We start from the raw sequence: 19,237 nt of genomic DNA, 5'->3' as shown, positions 1-19,237 counted from the left end.
GCATGGAGACACCACCCCGCGTGCTGACCGTCGCCGGCTCCGACTCCGGCGGCGGTGCCGGCATCCAGGCCGACCTGAAGACGATGCTGGCGCTGGGCACCCACGGCATGAGCGTGCTGACCGCGGTCACCGCGCAGAACTCGCTGGGCGTCCAGGGCGCGTGGGAGCTCCCCGCCGAGGCGGTGCGGGCCCAGTTCCGCAGCGTCGTCGACGACATCGGCGTGCAGGCCGTCAAGACCGGGATGCTGTCCTCGGCCGCGCTCGTCACCACCGTCGCGGAGCTGCTCGCCGGCCTCACCGCCCCGGTCGTCGTCGACCCCGTCGGCATCTCCAAGCACGGCGACGCGCTGCTGGCCGCCTCCGCCCTGGACGCGGTCCGCACCAAGCTGCTGCCGACCGCGACCGTCGCCACCCCCAACCTCGACGAGGTCGCCCAGCTCACCGGCGTGCGGGTCAGCACCGCGGACGGGATGCGGCGGGCCGCCGACGCGATCCTGGCCTTCGGGCCGCGCTGGGCGCTCATCAAGGGCGGCCACCTGCCGGCCGACGCAGCCGATGCCGCGGGCACCGCCGTGGACCTGCTCACCGACGGCGTCGAGGAGCACTGGCTGCGCGCCCCCCGTCACGACAACCGGCACACCCACGGCACCGGCTGCACCCTCGCCAGCGCCCTCGCGGCCCGGCTCGCCCGGGGGGACACCGTCCCGCAGGCCGCCGCGGCGGCGAAGGAGTACGTCAGCGGCGCGATCGCGGCCGGCTTCCGACTGGGCGCGGGCATCGGACCGGTCGACCACGGCTGGCGGCTGCGCACCCGCTGATCGCGCCGGCGGCTGGGCTCATGACCGTCCCCGTAGGACTCGCGACAGCCCGCCGACCCACGGCAAGAAGCCGGCCCACCGTGATGGTGGACCGGCTTCCTCAGCAACCGGCGGGGCTGCGCTACGGCTAAGGCGTCAGCGCGAGACCTTGCCGGCCTTGATGCACGAGGTGCAGGCGTTCAGCTTCTTCGGCGTGCGCCCGATCACTGCACGCACCGTCTGGATGTTGGGGTTCCAACGACGGTTGGTGCGGCGATGCGAGTGCGAGACACTCTTGCCGAAGCCCGGCCCCTTGCCGCAGACGTCGCAGTTGGCAGCCACGGGTCACTCCAAAGACTTCAGATGCACTTACGGGAAACCTGGCGGGTCGAGTGCATAGCCGTGCCGACGCCGACAGGAGAGGAATGGCCCGATTTTCATCGGGCAACCGGAGCAGCATACAACGACCGCTCCTGCAGGACGAAACTACCACGCACCCTCCGGCCCCCGCCCCGGCCTCCCGCCCCGACCGCGGCTACTGTGCGGGTGCATCCCGCGACCCAGGAGGACGATGTGCCAAACCCGCTCGACGCCGCCGCGGTCCGCACCTGGTGCGGTCTGGCCCTGGAGGCGCTCGGACGGGAACGCGAGCGGATCGACGCGATCAACGTCTACCCGGTCGCCGACGGGGACACCGGCACCAACCTCTACCTGACGCTGGAGTCGGCCGCCCGCGCGGTCGAGGCCGCCTTCGACGGCCACGCCTCCGCCGGCACCGCGCCCGGACTCGCGGACGCCGTCGGCGCCATGGCGCACGGCGCCCTCATCGGGGCCCGCGGCAACTCCGGCACCATCCTGGCGCAGCTGCTGCGCGGCATGGCCCAGGTGCTGGCCACCGCCCCGGCCGGCGGCAGCGGCGCAGCGGACGCCCTGCGCGCGGCGCTGCGGCGGGCCGCGACGGCGGCGTACGAGGCGGTGGCGCACCCCGTGGAGGGCACCGTGCTGACCGTGGCGACGGCCGCCGCCGACGCCGCCGAGCGCGCCGCCGACCGGCCCGCCGCGGTCGCGCGGGCCGCCCACGAGGGCGCCGCCGAGGCGCTGCGGGCCACCCCCGGGCAGCTCGCGGTGCTGGGCAGGGCGGGAGTGGTGGACGCCGGCGGCTGCGGGCTGGTGGCCCTGTTGGGGGCGCTCGCCGACGCGCTGTCCGGGGAGGTCGGCGCCGCCCCCGTCGCCGTACGGGCCGGTGAGGCGTTCCCGGTGGCGGCCGGTTGCGACGCGGCGGTCCGGGACGGCTGCGCCGATCCGCACGCCGGCGGCCCCGCCTTCGAGGTGATCTACCTGTTGGAGGCCGGGGACGCGGACGTGGCCGCGCTGCGCGGCCGGCTCGACCGGCTCGGGGACTCGCTGGTGGTGGTCGGCGGGGACGGGCTGTGGAACGTCCACGTCCACGTCGACGACGCGGGGGCCGCGGTGGAGGCCGGCATCGAGGCCGGCCGGCCGTACCGGGTCCGGATCACCCACTTCGGCGCCGGCCCCCGGGCCAAGGAGCCGGAGCTGGCGGCCCGGGCCGTGGTCGCGGTGGTGCCCGGCGTCGGGCTGGCCGGGCTGTGTGCGCAGGCCGGCGCGACGCCGGTGACCGTCCGCCCCGGGGAGCCGCCCGCCAGCGGCGAACTGGTCCAGGCGATCCGGCAGGCCCGCGCCCGCGAGGTGATGCTGCTGCCCAACGACCCCGAGCTGCGGCACACCGCGGCGGCCGCGGCCGAGCAGGCCCGGACCGAGGGCATCCGGGTCGCGCTGATCCCGACCCGCTCCGCCGTCCAGGGCCTCGCGGCGCTGGCGGTCCACGAGCCGGGCCGCAGCTTCGACCAGGACATGGTCGCGATGACCGCGGCGGCCGGCGCCACCCGCTACGCCGAACTGGCCGTCGCCGAGCACCGCTCCTGGACGATGGCCGGGGTCTGCCAGGCCGGGGACGTGCTCGGCCTGATCGACGGCGACGTCGCGGTGATCGGGCCCGACCTCGCCCGCGCCGCGACGGCTGTGCTGGACCGGATGCTCTCCGCGGGCGGCGAACTGGTCACCCTCGTCCTCGGCGCGGACGTCCCCGACGAGCTCGCCGCACACCTGCAACGGCACGTCCGGGAGCGCCACCTCGCGGTGGACACGGTCGTCTACGAAGGCGGCGAATACGCGGCGCCGCTGCTGATCGGCGTGGAATAGCGGGCGCCCCGATACGTGCCCCGATACGGCTTCGAAAACCGCGTCCCGGATATCTCCCGGCCCGGAATTCCCGACCGCGGAAAGCGGCGGTGGTGGCTCGTTGTCAGTGGCGTGGTGTGCAATGGAACGCGTGGCAGCGCTCGATGAACCCCTGAAGAAAATCCTCGGCGGCACCACCGCGAAGGTGCTGGCCGAGCACCTCGGCCTGGAGACGGTCGGCGATCTGCTGCACCACTATCCGCGCCGCTACGCCGAGCGCGGTGAGCTGACCCGGCTCTCCGACCTGCCGTTGGACGAGCACGTCACGGTCGTCGCCCGGGTCGCCGACGCCCGCGTGCTGAGCTTCAACCACGGCCGCGGCCAGCGCCTGGAGGTGACCCTCACCGACGGCAGCGGCCGGCTCCAGTTGGTCTTCTTCGGCAAGGGCATCCACAAGCCGCACAAGGAACTGGTGCCGGGCAGGCGCGCGATGTTCGCCGGCAAGGTCTCGGTCTTCAACCGCAAACTCCAGTTGGCCCACCCGGAATACGCCCTCCTCGACCAGGACGCCGACAGCGGTGCCGTCGACGCGTTCGCCAACCAGCTCATGCCGATCTACCCGGCGTGCCAGCAGATGGCCTCCTGGAAGATCGCCAAGGCGGTCGACGCGGTGCTGCCCAGTGCCCAGGACGCCGTCGACCCGCTGCCCCCGGCGCTGCGCGAGGGCCGCGGCCTGGTCCCGCTCACCGAGGCGCTGCTGAAGATCCACCGTCCCGGTACCAAGGCCGACATCGCCGACGCCCGCGCCCGACTGAAGTGGGACGAGGCGTTCGTCCTCCAGGTCGCGCTCGCCCGCCGCCGCCTCGCCGAGACCCAACTCCCGGCCGTGCCCAGGCGGTTGAGCCCCGGCGGCATCCTCGACGCGTTCGACGCCCGGCTGCCGTTCACGCTCACCGAGGGCCAGTCGAAGGTCAGCCGGGAGATCTTCGACGACCTGGCGACGGAGCATCCGATGCACCGCCTCCTCCAGGGCGAGGTCGGCTCCGGCAAGGCCCAGCCGCTGGACGCCCTGGTGCTCACCCCGCGCGGCTTCCGCCCCATGGGCGAGATGGCGCCGGGCACCGAAGTGGTCGTGCCCAGCGGGGAGATCGCCCTGGTGGACGGGGTGTTCCCGCAGGGCGAGCGGGAGGTGTGGCGGCTGGTGCTCGCCGACGGCAGCGCGATCGAGTGCGACGACGAGCACCTCTGGATCGTCTCCTCCCGCGCCACCGGCGAGCGGGTGCTGACCACCCGCGAGTTGCGCTCCGCCCTGCGGGGCGAGGACGGCCGCCCCCGGTGGTCGATCGCCCCGGCCACCCCGGTGGACCTCGACGACGGCGGCCATCGCCCCCTGGAGCCTTACGCGTTGGGCCGGACCCTCGGCGCCGGCGGCGCCGGCCCGACCGGCCGCGCCGTCCCCGACGCGTACCGCAACGCCCCCGTCAAGGACCGCCGGGCGCTGCTGCACGGCCTGTTGGACGCCGGCGGCGAGCGGCGCGGCACCGACGGCATCCTCCGCGCCGCCCCGGCCCCGCTGGCCGCCGACGTCGCCTGGCTGGCGCGCTCGCTGGGCGGCACGGCCCGCACGGCCCCCGCCGACGACGGCCGCGTCGAGGTCGCGTTGACGCTCCCGGAGGCCGGGGCGGGCTGCGAGCGCGCGGTCGTCGCCGTCGAGCACGTCGGCCGCCGGCCCGTCCAGTGCATCAGCGTCGCGCACCCCTCGCACGCCTATGTGACCGACCACTTCACGGTCACGCACAACACCATGGTCGCGCTCCGCGCCATGCTCGGCGTCGTGGACAGCGGCGGCCAGGCGGCGATGCTCGCGCCCACCGAGGTGTTGGCCCAGCAGCACCACCGTTCCGTCACGGAGATGATGGGCGACCTGGCCGAGGGAGGCATGCTGGGCGGCTCGGAGAAGGGCACCAAAGTGGTGCTGCTGACCGGCTCGATGGGGGCCCCGGCCCGCCGCCAGGCACTGCTCGACCTGGTCACCGGCGAGGCCGGCATCGTCATCGGCACCCACGCCCTGATCGAGGACGTGGTGCAGTTCCACGACCTCGGCCTGGTCGTCGTCGACGAGCAGCACCGCTTCGGCGTCGAGCAGCGCGACGCCCTGCGCTCCAAGGGCAAACAGCCCCCGCACCTGCTGGTGATGACGGCGACGCCGATCCCGCGGACGGTCGCCATGACGGTCTTCGGCGATCTGGAGACCTCGGTGCTGGACCAACTCCCCGCCGGACGGTCGCCGATCGCCAGCCATGTGGTGCCGGCCAAGGACAAGCCGCACTTCCTCGCCCGGGCCTGGGAGCGGGTCCGGGAGGAGGTGACCGCCGGCCACCAGGCGTATGTGGTCTGCCCGCGGATCGGCGACGACGAGGACGAGTCCGCGCCCAAGGGGAAGGCGGCCAAGGAGAAGGCCGCCAAGGGGAAGAAGCCCAAGGAGGCGTCCGCGGAGGCGAGTTCGCCGGAGGATCTGGCCGAGAAGCGCCCCCCGTTGGCGGTGTTGGACATCGCCGAGCAGCTGCAGAAGGGCCCGCTCGCCGGGTTGCGGGTCGCGGTGCTGCACGGCCGGATGGCACCCGACGACAAGGACGAGGTGATGCGCCGCTTCGCCGCCGGTGAGTTGGACGTCCTGGTCGCCACCACCGTCATCGAGGTCGGGGTCAACGTCCCCAACGCCACCGCCATGGTGATCATGGACGCGGACCGCTTCGGCGTCTCCCAGCTCCACCAGCTCCGCGGCCGGGTGGGCCGCGGCTCGGCACCCGGACTGTGCCTGCTGGTCAGCGAGATGCCCGAGGCCAGCCCGGCCCGCGCCCGGCTCGCCGCGGTCGCCGGCACCCTCGACGGCTTCGAGCTCTCCCGCATCGACCTCGAACAGCGCCGCGAGGGCGACGTCCTCGGCCAGGCGCAGTCCGGCGTCCGCTCCTCGCTGCGGATGCTCGCGGTCATCGACGACGAGGAGGTCATCGCGGCCGCCCGCGAGGAGGCCACCGCCCTGGTCACCGCCGACCCGGAGCTGACCGGCTGTCCCGAACTGCGGACCGCGCTGTCCGCCCTGCTGGACGAGGAACGGGAGCAGTATCTGGACAAGGGCTGACGCCGCACCCCGTCGTAGCCCCCGCCCGGCCGCGGCCCGACCCGTGAGAACGATCACGGGCGGCCGGCACCGGGGGCGGTCCCGCCGCGTGGGGGACGGACATATCGTGGGAGAGCGGAGCCCGGCCGGGCGCCCGCCCCTCTGTCGACCACGTTCAACGTAAGGACGGGCCCATGACCCGCGTGATCGCCGGCGCCGCCGGCGGCCGCCGCCTCGCCGTACCACCGGGCAACGGCACCCGCCCGACCTCCGACCGCGCGCGGGAGGGCATGTTCTCCACCTGGGAGTCGCTGGACGGCCCGTTGGCCGGCGCCCGGGTGCTCGACCTCTACGGCGGTTCCGGCGCGGTCGGCCTGGAGGCGCTCTCCCGCGGCGCCGCGCACGTCCTGCTGGTCGAGGCCGACGCCCGCGCGGTCCGCACCATCCAAGAGAACGTCAAGGCGGTCGGCCTCCCCGGCGTCGAGGTGCGTCCCGGCAAGGCCGAGCAGATCGCCGCGGCCGCGGCCCCCGGCGCCCCCTACAACGTCGTCTTCCTGGACCCGCCGTACGCGGTCGGCGACGACGACCTCCGCGAGATCCTGCTCACACTCCGTGGTCAGGGGTGGCTTGCGGGGGAGGCACTCGTCACCGTGGAGCGGAGTACCCGGGGCGGTGCGTTCGCCTGGCCCGACGGTTTCGAAGCGATCAAGGCCCGTCGCTACGGCGAGGGGACGCTTTGGTACGGTCGCGCCGCTTCGGTGTCAGCCGAATCGACGTCAGCAACCGTGTCATGAACGGACCGGAGAGCGAGGAGACGAAGTTGCGCCGCGCCGTCTGTCCGGGGTCCTTCGACCCCATCACCAACGGGCACTTGGACATCATCGCCCGGGCGTCCAAGCTGTACGACGTCGTCCATGTCGCCGTCATGATCAACAAGTCCAAGCAGGGCCTGTTCACGGTCGAGGAGCGGATCGACCTCATCCGGCGGGCCACCGCCGAGTTCGGCAACGTCGAGGTCGAGGCGTTCCACGGCCTGCTCGTCGACTTCTGCAAGCAGCGCGACATCCCCGCCATCGTCAAGGGCCTGCGCGCGGTCAGCGACTTCGACTACGAGCTCCAGATGGCCCAGATGAACAACGGCCTCTCCGGGGTGGAGACGCTCTTCGTGCCCACCAACCCCACCTACAGCTTCCTCTCCTCCAGCCTGGTCAAGGAGGTCGCGGCCTGGGGCGGCGACGTCTCCCACCTGGTCCCGCCGTTCGTCCTCACGGCGCTGACCGAACGGCTCCGCAACAAGGCATGACCCACCGTCCGGTGCGGTAGGACCGGCACATTCCTGACGGATCGTCAGTAGGTGTCGGGGCGGGGGATCCTGGCCGTACAGTCGTCCCGTTCCGTCCTTCCGATCCTGCAGAGAGTGGCGAGTCCAAGGTGGACGTCCAGAAGAAGCTCGACGACATCGTCCAGGCCGTCGGCAGTGCCCGGTCCGTGCCCATGTCGGCCTCGTGCGTGGTCAACCGCGCCGAACTGCTCGCCCTGCTGGAGGAAGTGCGCACCGCGTTGCCCGGCTCCCTGGCGCAGGCGCAGGAACTCCTCGGCGGGCGCGAGCAGATGGTGGAGGAGGCGCGCGCCGAGGCCGACCGGATCATCGAGTCCGCGCACAGCCAACGCGGTTCGTTGATCTCCGACACCGAGGTGGTCCGGCAGGCCCAGGACGAGGCGGACCGGCTCCTGGCCGAGGCGCGCGCCGAGGCCGAGGAGGTCCGCGCCCAGGCCGACGACTACGTCGACAGCAAGCTGGCCAACTTCGAGGTCGTGCTCACCAAGACCATCGGCGCCGTCGACCGTGGCCGGGAGAAACTGCTCGGCCACGGTCCGGGCCTGGACGAGCAGGGCTACGAGGACACCGAGGCCCCCGAGCGCAGCGCCGACCCCGCGACCCTCACGCAGCGCGCCGACGCCTACGTGGACGCCAAATTCGGCGCGTTCCAGGCCGTGTTGACCAAGACCCTGGAGGCGGTCGGCCGCGGCCGGGACAAGCTCCAGGGCGCCCGCGCGATCGACGAGCTCGGCGACCACCTCGCCGCGCAGGGCGACCCGCAGTCCGCCGCCGCGCCGCAGGCCGACGCGGACTACCTCGCGGGCCTGGCTGGCGTCTCCCTCATCCAGAGCGACCCGCGGCCGGCGCCCCCGGAGCCGCAGCCCGGCTACTACGACCAGGTCGCCGCCTACCAGCAGCCGACCGACTACGCCTACCAGCAGCCCGAGCAGGTCTCCTACGTCCAGCAGCAGGACCCGTACGGCTACGACTGGCAGCAGGCCCAGCAGCCGGCCGCCCAGATCCCGCAGCAGGGCTACGACGCGGCCGCCGGCTACCAGCAGCCGCAGGTGCCCCAGCAGGCCCAGCACGTCCCGCAGGCCCCCGGCAACCAGCCCGGCGCCCTGGACGAGACCAGCCTCTTCGACACCAGCCTGATCAACCTCGACCAGCTGCGGCAGTACGAGGAGCGCCGTCACTAGGGCCTGCTTCTCTGAGCCACGACCCGGCCGTGTCCGGCCGCGCACCGTTGCGCGGCCGGGAAGCGCAGGTGCGGATTGGGCCTAACGGGGGCCGTCCAGTATCCTGACTGTTCGGTCGCGTGTATGCCCGCGATCAACGCTGCCCGCACGCCGGACTCCGGCCGCGGACGGCGGATCACCGCAGTACGAGAAAGCAGGAAAGTCTTGGGCCCCCGCCTCGACCACCGTTCCCCGCTCGTGTTCGACACACGCGAGCTGGGGCGTCGTCCCGGCACGCTCAAGCGACTCTCCCGCTCCGTCGAGGCCCCCGCGGACCTCGGCAACGAGGTCATCGGAGCGCCCCAGGGCGCACCGGTCGAGCTCGACCTCCGCCTGGAAGCGGTCATGGACGGGGTGCTCGTTACGGGTACCGCCCGTGCGACCGTGAAGGGGGAGTGCGTAAGGTGTCTGGAGCCGCTGGAGCGAGTGCTCGAAGCGGACTTCCAGGAGATGTTCGCCTACCCCGACGCCGACGTCCGGACCCCCGAGTCCGGCGACGACGCCGAGGACGAGGAGGACACGTTCTACATCGAGGACGACCTGTTCGACCTCGAACCCGTGCTGCGGGACGCGGTGGTGCTGGCACTGCCGTTGCAGCCGGTGTGCCGGGAGAACTGCCCTGGCCTGTGCTCCGAGTGTGGGGCGCGGCTGGCGGACGACCCGGACCACCACCACGACGCCGTCGACATGCGCTGGGCGGCACTGCAGGAACTCGTCGAGCCCAACCAGGGCCACGAGAAGGACAATGAACCCCGCGACGGCGGGGATGAACCTCAGGAGAAGTAGCCGTGGCTGTTCCGAAGCGGAAGATGTCGCGCAGCAACACGCGCCACCGCCGGTCGCAGTGGAAGGCTGCGGTCCCCACCCTGGTTGCGTGCGAGCGCTGCCAGGAGCCGAAGCAGCAGCACATCGCGTGCCCGAGCTGCGGCACCTACAACAAGCGCCAGGTCATCGCGGTCTGAGCGGCTGGTGACAGGCACTGTGTCTAGCCCGAAGAAGGCAGAAGACGGCCACGCGTCACCCCGCAAGCGCGGCGACGATACGGCACCTACGGACACGGCCTCGTCCCTCTCGCTTCTGGAAGGGCGGCTCGGGTACACACTTGAGTCCGCCCTTCTGGTGCGTGCACTGACGCACCGCTCGTACGCCTACGAGAACGGCGGTCTGCCCACCAACGAGCGACTCGAATTCCTCGGGGATTCGGTGCTCGGCCTGGTGGTCACGGACACGCTGTACCGCATCCACCCGGACCTGCCGGAAGGCCAACTGGCCAAACTCCGGGCCGCGGTGGTCAACTCGCGGGCGCTCGCCGAGGTGGGCCGCGGCCTCGACCTCGGCGCCTTCATCCGCCTCGGACGGGGCGAAGAGGGCACGGGCGGTCGGGACAAGGCCAGCATCCTCGCCGACACCCTTGAAGCGGTGATCGGCGCGGTCTATCTCGACCAGGGCCTCGACGCGGCCGGCGAGCTGGTACACCGGCTCTTCGACCCGCTCATCGAGAAGTCCTCCAGCCTGGGCGCCGGCCTCGACTGGAAGACCAGTCTCCAGGAGCTCACCGCGACCGAGGGCCTCGGTGTCCCGGAATACCTGGTCACCGAGACCGGCCCGGACCACGAGAAGACCTTTACTGCTGCCGCCCGCGTCGGTGGTGTCTCGTACGGCACCGGCACCGGCCGCAGCAAGAAGGAAGCCGAGCAGCAGGCGGCCGAGTCCGCATGGCGCGCGATCCGCGCCGCGGCGGACGAGGCGGCGGGGAAGACGCCGGACGGCGTCGACCCGGCTCAGGCTTCGGGCGACACCACGTCGCCGGCACACTGAAACATCCGCTTCTGACCCCTCCCGGACGGCCTGGTCGGCCGCCCCGGGCGGGGTCAGAAGCCTTTCCGCAAGCCTCTCCGGGAGCCCGTTCCGGAAGTCCGGTGACTCCGCCCGCGGGGCCCTGACTTCCCGGCTCCTGCGCCCGACTCCCTCCCGGAGACCGTCCCGAAGAGCGTGAGGAGTGCCCGTGCCCGAGTTGCCCGAGGTCGAGGTCGTCCGGCGCGGCCTCGCGCGCTGGGTCAGCGGCCGCACCATCGACACCATCGAGGTCCGCCACCCGCGCGCCGTCCGCCGGCACCCCGCCGGCGCGGACGACTTCGCCGCCCGGCTGACCGGGCTGCGCATCGGCCCGGCCCGGCGGCGCGGCAAGTACCTCTGGCTCCCGGTGACCGGCGGCGGTCCGACCGCGCAGAGCGCCGCCGAGGGCATCGCCCCGGTCGTCACCCCCGACGTCACCCACGGCCTGGCGATCCTCGCCCACCTCGGCATGAGCGGCCAACTGCTGGTCCAGCCGCAGGACGCCCCCGACGAGAAGCACCTGCGGATCCGGATCCGCTTCGCCGACACCGACACCGACGTCCCCGCCGAGGCCGCCGGCACCGAGCTGCGCTTCATCGACCAGCGCACCTTCGGCGGACTCTCGCTGCACGACACCGTGCCCGGCGACCCCGACCTGCTCCCCGACGTCATCGCGCACATCGCCCGCGACCCGCTCGACCCGGCCTTCGACGACGCCGCCCTCCACGACGCGCTGCGCCGCCGCCGCACCACGATCAAGCGCGCGCTCCTCGACCAGACCCTGATCAGCGGCGTCGGCAACATCTACGCCGACGAGGCGCTGTGGCGCGCCAAGCTCCACTACGACCGGCCGACCGCCACCCTCACCCGCCCCCGCACCGCCGAACTGCTCGGGCACGTACGGGAGGTGATGACCGCCGCGCTGGCCGTCGGCGGCACCAGCTTCGACAGCCTCTACGTCAACGTCAACGGCGAGTCAGGCTACTTCGAGCGCTCCCTGGACGCCTACGGCCGCGAGGACGAGCCCTGCCGCCGCTGCGGCACCCCGATCCGCCGCCGGCCCTGGATGAACCGGTCCAGCTACTTCTGCCCGCGCTGCCAACGCCCGCCCCGGCCGAGCTAGCGAACCGCGGACCCGGGCGCCGTCAGAAGCCGAACAAGTGACCCGCCGGGGCTGCGGCCTGCGACGGAAGAAACGATCAACGCTGTGACCTGCGGTTGAGCCGCCAACGGTTGTCAGCGTTGGTCGTCGTTGAGCGCCCTTTCACGGCCCCGTGACGGCCCCGACCCCTCCGCCTCGACACCATCTCAACCCACCACCCACACCCGCTTCCATCCCGTACGCCGTCGACCCACACACCGTGGAGCAGGCGTGGTTCATGGCGTCCAGGTGGAGCGCGCCACTGTACGAACGACCTGGACGCCATGGGCCGCGTCTGCTCGGCTCTGCCTGGGTCGACGGCGTACGGGATGGAAGCGCCTCACGCACGCCACGACGGACCCGCAGCCGGGAGCGGCGCCCCCTGGCCCCCGGTGCCGGCCGATCCCCCGCCGGAGGCACTGTTTTGACCGGGATGGTGTGTACGGTGATCGACTCGTGGCCGCCGGCCTATCCACGTGTGGGCGCGCGTCGGCGCAGCGCGGGCGGAGCGGGCCGGAGGCGGGAGCGGCGCCCGCAGCGGAGCCGGGAGCGCGCCCGGCGAAGCGGAGCGCAGCCGGGGCTTGATGAGGTAGAGAATCCTGTAACAACTACGTTTTCCGCGAACCATGGAGGTTGGTGTGATCCTTCGCTGCACGGCGGCTGAACATGAGGGCGAACGCGTTGCATGGTCAATGCTCGACCTGACGGGACAGGCCGAGTTGGCACTCGCGCGTGGACGCTGCCCAATGTGTCCGCAGCAGCAGATTCTGAGTCCAGCCGATCGACTGTCGTCATGCCCTTGTTGCGGTTCGACCTGGACTGTCGATCAAGACTCCGCCACCTGCCTTCCGGGTGCTTCTACGGAGTATGGCGCTTCCTGACCTCGCAACCGTTCGTTGGGTCCGCTACTTTTGTAGATGAGTACCGGAGGAGATTGCATGCCCATCGACATCACCAGTGACCGGCCTGTGTTCAAGCAGATCGCGGACCACTACCGAGACGAGATCACCCGGGGCGTCTTGCGTGCAGGTGCAGCCCTGCCCAGTGAGTCGCAGATGGTGAAGACCTTTGGGGTGTCAGGAGGGACAGTCCGTCGCGCCCTGGACCTGCTGAGGGCGGAGGGCTTGGTGGTTACCGAGCACGGTCGGGGTACTCGGGTGCGTGAGCGTGGTGCTGTGGTGCGTTTGGCCTCCCAGCGTCTGACCCGGGCCAACCGGGCTGCTGGTTTGGGGGGCTTCGCTGCGGACATGCGGGCGCTGGGTCTTGATTACAAGCAGGAGGTTCTGTACCTCGGCAATGTCCCGGCGCCGGCCGAGGTTTCGGAGCGGCTCGACGTTTCGGCGGAGGCCCCGGTGTTCGCGCGTAGGCGCCGCATGTGGGGTGGCGGTGTCCCCATGCAGTTGGCTGACAGCTACTACCCTCTCGATCTGGTGGAGGGCACCCCGATCGTAGAAGAGGACGCCGGGCCGGGTGGTAGCTATGCGCGGCTGGAAGAGCGTGGGCATCGACTGGCTTCCTTCCGGGAAGAGCTTCAGGCGCGGATGCCCACAGAGGATGAGAAGAAGTCGCTTCGCCTCTTGCCTGGCGTGCCTGTCGTCTCGCTGATTCGTACGGCGATCGACACGGGCGGTCGAGCCGTAGAGGTCTTCGTGTCAATCGTGGCTGCTGACAAGCACGTGTTTCAGTACGACTTCTCCGCCGACTGACCCAGCTCAAGCCCCGAATCTAGGGGCTTGTTCTCTGCTCCGATACTCCTGTATAACAGTAGAGGAGTGAATGAGCTGAGCCTTTGGAGGGCAGCCATGGCCGTACCGCTTGTGCATGACCGCGTTTCCTCGACTGATCACGCTGCGCGGGCGTACCGCGCCCCGCTGTCCCGGACTGAAGAAGCGGTTCCCGCCGCTGCGCCGTGCATGTCGTGCGGTGCCTTGGTTGTCCACTGGCGGTGGGCGAACCTCGGTGGCGTCGGAGCCCTGGTCCACGACACGGCTGACGGCTGGGAACTGTGCCCGGTAGCCCAGCGGTTCGACTGGGCAACCGGTGCTCCGCTGTCCGGGGCGGCGGTGGCGGCATGAGCCTCAAAGCGCTGCCCGAGTTCTCGCTGACGTGGGCCGACGCTGACACCGGCCGCGCCCCGTGCCCCGGCTGCCGCTCGCGCCACTTCCCGTCCTGGACCCGCGTGCGGATCGATGGTCTGGAGGTGCTCACCCACGACGGTGACACGCTCTGCCCCGGTGACCCGATGTTCGGCGCCTTGACCGGCCCCGAGCGACTGGCCGTGGCCGAGCCGGCGGGGGTGGCGGCGTGACGTACTTCGATGACTCCGTAAATGCGGCTGAGATCGCCGACGAGAAGCGCGCCGAGTTGATCGGGATGTACCTCGACGCTCACGACGTGCGGCCCTACACCGAGTTCTTTCACGTGGTCAACGACGCGCACTACGCGGAGGAAGAGGCGAAGTTGCGCGGCCTGTACCCGCCCCTGGGACATGGTTACCCGCGGGAGGAGTACCTGTGACGGTCTTCCCCGTTGCCCCTGAGGCCGTGGCTGGTGCTGCGGCCTCCTTGGGCACCGACTCCGTGACGCTGGCGGACCTGCTGCGGGTGGCCAACTCGCCCGGCTTCGACCGCTGGCAGGACCAGGTCCGCCGCACCGGCGGCTGCTCCAACCCGATCCACCTGACGGGCCAGACGGTGACCCGCGACCGCCGGACCGGGGATGTCCTGTACTCCTACTCGACCGAGGGGGAGCCGGGCGGTCGTCTGCGGGTGGCCTGCGGCAACCGCCGCGCCTCGCGCTGCCCTTCGTGCGCCTGGACGTACGCGGGGGACGTGTACCACCTGATGCGTGCGGGGATCAGCGGTGACCCCAACAAGGGCACCCCGCGCACGATCCGGACGCACCCCCGGGTCTTCGCCACGTTAACGGCGCCCTCGTTCGGCCCGGTCCACAACCGCCCCGACGGCGGCAGGTGCCGCTGCGGCGCCCAACACCCCGACAACGACCCCGCCTTGGGCACAGCCCTGGACCCGGCTCGCTACGACTACGCGGGCGCGGTGCTGTGGAACAACCACGCAGGCGACCTGTGGCGGCGCTTCACCATCTACCTGCGCCGGGAGATCGCCGCCCGCGCCGGCGTGACGCAAGCAGCCCTGAAAGAAGCGTGCCGGGTCTCCTTCGGCAAGGTCGCCGAGTTCCAAAAGCGCGGCGCCGTCCACTTCCACGCGGTCGTACGCCTGGACGGCCCCGACGGCCCGGAGACTGAACCGCCGGCATGGGCCAGCGTGTCCCTGCTCGATGACGCGATCCGGGCCGCCGCTGCCCGCGTCAGCGTCCCCGTGCCGGAATCCAAGAACTTCCCTGCCCGCGTGCTGCGTTGGGGAGACCAAGTCGACGTCCAGGCCATCGGTGGACTCGCGCATGCGGAGCTGACCGAAGCGGCGGTTGCTGCGTACGTGGCGAAGTACGCCACCAAAGCCGCCGAGACCACCGGCACCGTAGACCGCCGCATCGGAGAGCTCTCCGAACTGGACAAGGTCGATGGCCTGCCCGGGCACACTCGGCGCCTGATCGAAGCGTGCTACCGCCTGGACGACGCCTACCCGGACCGCAAGTTGTGGCAGTGGGCCCACATGCTGGGCTTTCGCGGCCACTTCTCCACCAAGTCCCCGCGCTACTCCACCACCCTCGGCGCCCTGCGCCAGGTCCGCGCCGACTACCGCGCCCGCCAAGAACGCCGGGAACGCGGCTTCACCGAAGACCTCAACGACACGGAGGGCTCCACGCTGGTCCTCGCCCACTGGACCTACGCCGGCCAAGGCCACACGCCGGGCGAGACCTGGCTTGCCGCCTCGATCGCCCGGGATATCCGCCTCGACCGCGAAACCGCGCGCCAAGCGGTCACCGACCTACCCGGCCTGGATGACTGGGAGGTGTGCGCATGAAGCGGCCACTGCCCGACCGCTACCTCACGCCGGTTGACCTGGCGGACCTCCTGGGCGTCCCCGTCGAGACCGTCTACCAGTGGCGCCGCAAGCACACCGGTCCCCGCGGCTTTCGCGTCGGTCGTCACCTGCGCTACGACCCCGAAGACGTTCGCGTCTGGGTCGCCCAACTCATGGAAGAGGCTGCCTGATGGCCGGACACATCCAAGACCGCTGGTTCAAGGTGATCGACGGCCCGGACGGCAAGCCGATCAAGGTCAAGACCGACCGCCACGGCACGGGCCTGCGCTACCGCGCCCGCTACGTCGCCCCGGACGGCTCCGAGAAGTCCAAGAGCTTCCCCGACAAGCAAAAGCGCAAAGCCGAGGCTTGGCTCAACAACGTCGAGGCCGACATGTCGCGCGGCGACTACATCGATCCCAACGCGGGGAAGTTGACGTTCGCCCAGTACGTCGCGACGTGGTTGACGACGCAGACGACCGACCCGGCGACCCGCGAATCAGTGGAGAGCCGTCTTCGTCTCCACGCGACACCGCATCTTGGCACTCGACCTATGGCGTCGTTCCAGCCCTCGCACATTCGCCTCTGGATGAGAGCGATGGAGGATGCGGGCCTGTCAGCCGCGTACCGGAGGGGGATCTTCGCGCACGTCTCTACGGTCTTCACCGCTGCGGTCGAGGACCGGGTTATTCGAGAGAACCCGTGCCGGGCCCGGTCCGTGAAGGCTCCGCGCCTCGATCCCCGCAAGGTCAGGCCGTGGCCGTATGAGCGGGTCAGCCAAGTTAGGAACAAGCTGCCCGACCAGTACGCCGAGATGGTCGAGCCGGCGGCCGGGTGTGGGCTGCGTCAAGGCGAAGTCTTCGGCTTGGCAGTGGAAGACGCCGACTTCCTCGGTGGGGTGCTCCACGTCCATCGCCAGGTCAAGCTACTGCGCGGGCGTCCCGTGTACGCCCCTCCTAAGGGCGGCAAGGTGCGGGACGTGCCGCTTCCCGAGTCCGTCAGCTTCGCTCTTGCGGCGCACATCACCAGGTACCCGCCGCGGGAGATCACCCTGCCGTGGAAGACGCTCGACGGTGCACCGGTCACGGCGACACTGATCTTCTACAGCCCCGAGGGTCTGGCGCTGAACCGGAACCGCTTCAACGATCGTGTGTGGCGTCCGGCGCTGCGGGCTGCTGGCGTGCCGACCGGGCGGGATAACGGCATGCACGCGCTTCGGCACTTCTATGCCTCGGTCCTTCTGGACGCGGGCGAGAGCATCAGGGCTCTGAGTGAATACCTGGGGCATCACGACCCCGGCTTCACCTTGCGGACCTACACCCATCTAATGCCGGCGAGCGAGACGCGTACCCGGGCCGCGGTGGATCGCGTCTTCGGGAAGAGTGGAGCAACGGACGACGGCCCCGAGACGGCCCAGGAAGCTGGATAGGGCCCTGACCTGCGGCTTTCTTAGAAGCCGAACTCCTGGGTCCACCACGGCCCGCCGGGGCCGAAGTGGGCGCCGACGCCGAGGGTCGTGTACTCGCAGTTGAGGATGTTGGCCCGGTGCTCGGGGCTGCTCATCCAGACGTCCATCACCGACCGCGCATCGGCCTGGCCCCGGGCGATGTTCTCCCCGCCCACGTCCGCTATGCCCTGTGCGCGGGCCCGGTCCCAGGGCGTGTGGCCGTCCGGATCGGTGTGCCCGAAGAAGCCCCGCCGCGCCATGTCGTCGCTGAACCGCTGGGCCAGGCCGGCCAGTTGGTCGCTGGCGGTCACCGGCGAGCAGCCCGCCCGGGCCCGCTCCTGATTGACCAGCCGGACCACCTCGGCCTCGGCCGCGGACTCGGTGCTCCCGGCGGCGGTCGGGCGGACGCTCGGTGACGCGGACGGCCTGGGCGCCGCGGTGGTCGGCCCGTTGGTGGGCGGTACGGTCGGCCGGTCGGTGCCCTCCGGGGCGGGGGAGGCGGCGCCCGGGGACGCGGAGGAGGACGCGGACGGGGTGGCGCTGGGGGACGAGGGGGCCGGAGCGGTCCGTCCGGCATCCCGGGGCGCGGTCTCCGCGCCGCCGCTGCCCCGGCCCGTCGAGGCCGGGAGGCCGGCCGCCGGCGCGGCCGCGCCGCTCTGCTGCGGCTCGGCGTCCGACGGCGCATCGGCGCGGATCCGGTCGGGGCGGCCGCCGCCGCTCACCTCGAACCGCCCGCCGCCGGGCACCAGTCCGGACGTCACCGCCACCGCGCCCATCGCCACGGCCGCGGAGGCGCCGAGCAGCCCGGTGCGCACCGGCGTGCTCCGACGGGGCGCCGCCCGGTGCCCGCGCCGCCCCGCCGGCGCGCCCGCCGACCCGTCAACGGGCCCTGTACGAACGGCTTCTAAAGCGTGGGGAGCAGAGCGTCGATGGCGACCCATCCGCAGAGGTTCCTTCCGTCCCGCACCAAGACAACTCACTCGAAAGAGTGAGTCCTCGCTGTCGGGGGACTGTACGCCATGACACCAGGGACGGATGTGCTTGCTGAGCAATTGGCCGGTTAACGTGCACACATGAACGAGCAGGTGCGCATGACCGCGTGGGTACGCGGACGGGTCCAAGAGGTCGGGTTCCGTTGGTTCACCCGGGCGAACGCCCTGCGCATCGGCGGACTCATCGGCTTCGCGGTCAACCTCGGCGACGGCCGCGTCCAGGTCGTCGCGGAGGGGGCGAAGGACCGCTGCGAGGAGTTGCTGGAGTGGCTCCGTACCGGGGACACGCCCGGGGCGGTCGCCGGCGTCACTGAGATTTGGGCCACGCCGCGGGGCGGTTACGACGGCTTCGAGATCCGCTGACAGGGCCGCGCGGGCCCGCCTACCCGGCCTCCTCGGGTGCTCCCGCCGGTGCGCCTCCGTGAGCTGCTTACGGGAGATAAGCGCTGGTGGTTGCCAACTCGGCCGACCCGTGGAAGGCTGCCGCTGTACGGATGATCTCCACGCCCCGCGGGACCTTTCTGGCGAGTGGCGCGCCCTGTCACGGTGGCTGCGCACTCACGGGTGCCCGAGGATACGGGGCGTGATCGTGTTGACCCCCCATCCGTTTGGTGAGACTCTGGAATCCCCGCGCACCTTAGCTGTTTGGCATTGAGTACACCTGGAGAATGACAAGCACCGCGGGTGCGAATCCCTCACGACCCACACCGCTTCGGTCGGTCACTCATTGTGGAGGACCATCCATCATGGCAAAGGCGCTTCTCGGTTACGTCGGCGGCTCCGACCCCCGAGTCCTCGCCGAGATGCGACGGCTTCAGCAGCGCGTCCAGGACCTCGAATCCGAACTCATTCGGATGCAGGCCGAGAACGACATGCTCTCCGCTGCCACGCGTCGCGACGACTCGGTGCTCGACATCGACGTACCCCAGGCGGAGCCCGCGCTCACCTGACCCCAGACCGGGGCCGGACGGGCTGCACGCCAGCCGCTTGAGGCACCGCTCTTCTCAAGATCTGCAAGGGACGCTTCGGCGTCCCTTCGTCATTTCCCCCGTCGTTCCGCCCCTTGAGCAATTCCGTTTCGGTCGGGCTTTTCTCCTCCGGGCCGTCCGGGCATCTCGTGCCCCTTCGGTCACTTCCGTCGCGCGGTGTTTCCCCAGCCCCTCGGTGTCGTCCTTACCGCATGATGTGCCCCTCCCTTTAC

20 protein-coding genes are annotated in these 19,237 nt (G+C 71.3%); 18 read left to right on the top strand and 2 right to left on the bottom strand.

The window, feature by feature from the left end:
• Positions 1 to 2: 2 nt before the first annotated feature.
• Positions 3 to 818, top strand: coding sequence for a bifunctional hydroxymethylpyrimidine kinase/phosphomethylpyrimidine kinase (gene thiD, locus ACIQU6_RS11065; RefSeq protein ID WP_403481331.1), 816 nt, complete (start codon positions 3 to 5; stop codon positions 816 to 818).
• 135 nt (positions 819 to 953) lie between these two features.
• On the opposite strand, the gene rpmB is transcribed toward thiD, so the two are convergent.
• The gene (gene rpmB / locus ACIQU6_RS11060; protein WP_006602870.1) at positions 954 to 1,139 is read right to left on the bottom strand and encodes a 50S ribosomal protein L28; all 186 of its coding nucleotides are present in this window, start codon (positions 1,137 to 1,139) and stop codon (positions 954 to 956) included.
• Between the two features lie 231 nt (positions 1,140 to 1,370).
• Between rpmB and ACIQU6_RS11055 the strand changes: the two genes are divergently transcribed.
• The 15 genes from ACIQU6_RS11055 (at position 1,371) to ACIQU6_RS10985 (ending at position 17,026) form a co-directional block, all read left to right on the top strand.
• Positions 1,371 to 3,017, top strand: coding sequence for a DAK2 domain-containing protein (locus ACIQU6_RS11055; protein ID WP_403481330.1), 1,647 nt, complete (start codon positions 1,371 to 1,373; stop codon positions 3,015 to 3,017).
• Between the two features lie 121 nt (positions 3,018 to 3,138).
• Positions 3,139 to 6,138: a helicase-related protein gene (locus ACIQU6_RS11050; RefSeq protein WP_403481329.1), complete on the top strand. Its 3,000-nt coding sequence runs from the start codon at positions 3,139 to 3,141 to the stop codon at positions 6,136 to 6,138.
• A 173-nt stretch (positions 6,139 to 6,311) separates the two neighbouring features.
• Positions 6,312 to 6,911 carry a 16S rRNA (guanine(966)-N(2))-methyltransferase RsmD gene (gene rsmD, locus ACIQU6_RS11045; RefSeq protein ID WP_403481328.1) on the top strand — a complete coding sequence of 200 codons (600 nt, stop codon included), beginning with the start codon at positions 6,312 to 6,314 and terminating at the stop codon, positions 6,909 to 6,911.
• A complete protein-coding gene (coaD, locus tag ACIQU6_RS11040; RefSeq protein ID WP_383416459.1) occupies positions 6,908 to 7,420 on the top strand; it encodes a pantetheine-phosphate adenylyltransferase in 513 nt (170 codons plus the stop codon). The genes rsmD and coaD overlap by 4 nt, the downstream gene beginning before the upstream one ends.
• Positions 7,421 to 7,548: 128 nt before the next feature.
• Positions 7,549 to 8,637, top strand: coding sequence for a cell division initiation protein (locus tag ACIQU6_RS11035; protein ID WP_403481327.1), 1,089 nt, complete (start codon positions 7,549 to 7,551; stop codon positions 8,635 to 8,637).
• Positions 8,638 to 8,874: 237 nt separating this feature from the next.
• Positions 8,875 to 9,462, top strand: a complete 588-nt coding sequence (locus tag ACIQU6_RS11030; RefSeq protein ID WP_403481326.1) for a YceD family protein — start codon at positions 8,875 to 8,877, stop codon at positions 9,460 to 9,462.
• 2 nt (positions 9,463 to 9,464) lie between these two features.
• Positions 9,465 to 9,638, top strand: a complete 174-nt coding sequence (rpmF, locus tag ACIQU6_RS11025; RefSeq protein WP_016578620.1) for a 50S ribosomal protein L32 — start codon at positions 9,465 to 9,467, stop codon at positions 9,636 to 9,638.
• A gap of 7 nt (positions 9,639 to 9,645) precedes the next feature.
• Positions 9,646 to 10,494 (top strand): ribonuclease III, encoded by an 849-nt coding sequence (gene rnc, locus ACIQU6_RS11020; protein WP_403481325.1) that lies wholly within the window; start codon positions 9,646 to 9,648, stop codon positions 10,492 to 10,494.
• A gap of 187 nt (positions 10,495 to 10,681) precedes the next feature.
• The gene (gene mutM, locus ACIQU6_RS11015; RefSeq protein WP_403481324.1) at positions 10,682 to 11,635 is read left to right on the top strand and encodes a bifunctional DNA-formamidopyrimidine glycosylase/DNA-(apurinic or apyrimidinic site) lyase; all 954 of its coding nucleotides are present in this window, start codon (positions 10,682 to 10,684) and stop codon (positions 11,633 to 11,635) included.
• 956 nt (positions 11,636 to 12,591) lie between these two features.
• Positions 12,592 to 13,359, top strand: coding sequence for a GntR family transcriptional regulator (locus ACIQU6_RS11010; RefSeq protein ID WP_403481323.1), 768 nt, complete (start codon positions 12,592 to 12,594; stop codon positions 13,357 to 13,359).
• 365 nt (positions 13,360 to 13,724) lie between these two features.
• Entirely contained in the window at positions 13,725 to 13,961 is a 237-nt protein-coding gene (locus ACIQU6_RS11005) for a hypothetical protein (RefSeq protein WP_403481322.1), read from the top strand.
• The gene (locus tag ACIQU6_RS11000) at positions 13,958 to 14,170 is read left to right on the top strand and encodes a hypothetical protein (protein WP_403481321.1); all 213 of its coding nucleotides are present in this window, start codon (positions 13,958 to 13,960) and stop codon (positions 14,168 to 14,170) included. The genes ACIQU6_RS11005 and ACIQU6_RS11000 overlap by 4 nt, the downstream gene beginning before the upstream one ends.
• A gap of 26 nt (positions 14,171 to 14,196) precedes the next feature.
• Positions 14,197 to 15,597 carry a replication initiator protein RepSA gene (gene repSA, locus ACIQU6_RS10995; RefSeq protein ID WP_403481320.1) on the top strand — a complete coding sequence of 467 codons (1,401 nt, stop codon included), beginning with the start codon at positions 14,197 to 14,199 and terminating at the stop codon, positions 15,595 to 15,597.
• Positions 15,594 to 15,788, top strand: a complete 195-nt coding sequence (locus ACIQU6_RS10990; RefSeq protein ID WP_403481319.1) for a helix-turn-helix transcriptional regulator — start codon at positions 15,594 to 15,596, stop codon at positions 15,786 to 15,788. The genes repSA and ACIQU6_RS10990 overlap by 4 nt, the downstream gene beginning before the upstream one ends.
• Positions 15,788 to 17,026: a tyrosine-type recombinase/integrase gene (locus ACIQU6_RS10985; RefSeq protein WP_403481318.1), complete on the top strand. Its 1,239-nt coding sequence runs from the start codon at positions 15,788 to 15,790 to the stop codon at positions 17,024 to 17,026. Before ACIQU6_RS10990 ends, ACIQU6_RS10985 begins: the two co-directional genes overlap by 1 nt.
• Positions 17,027 to 17,046: 20 nt before the next feature.
• Here ACIQU6_RS10985 and ACIQU6_RS10980 read toward each other — a convergent pair whose 3' ends face one another.
• Complete coding sequence (locus ACIQU6_RS10980) at positions 17,047 to 17,985, bottom strand: CAP domain-containing protein (RefSeq protein WP_403481317.1); 939 nt, start codon at positions 17,983 to 17,985, stop codon at positions 17,047 to 17,049.
• 132 nt (positions 17,986 to 18,117) lie between these two features.
• Here ACIQU6_RS10980 and ACIQU6_RS10975 point away from each other — a divergent pair, with 132 nt between their 5' ends.
• A complete protein-coding gene (locus ACIQU6_RS10975; protein WP_403481316.1) occupies positions 18,118 to 18,399 on the top strand; it encodes an acylphosphatase in 282 nt (93 codons plus the stop codon).
• Between the two features lie 383 nt (positions 18,400 to 18,782).
• Positions 18,783 to 18,986, top strand: a complete 204-nt coding sequence (locus tag ACIQU6_RS10970) for a hypothetical protein (RefSeq protein WP_344574174.1) — start codon at positions 18,783 to 18,785, stop codon at positions 18,984 to 18,986.
• Positions 18,987 to 19,237 lie beyond the last annotated feature (251 nt).

Source organism: Streptomyces sp. NPDC090442 (genome assembly GCF_044769405.1).
In the GTDB taxonomy this organism is placed as follows: domain Bacteria; phylum Actinomycetota; class Actinomycetes; order Streptomycetales; family Streptomycetaceae; genus Streptomyces.
This window is presented reverse-complemented; position numbering and strand designations above follow the sequence as displayed.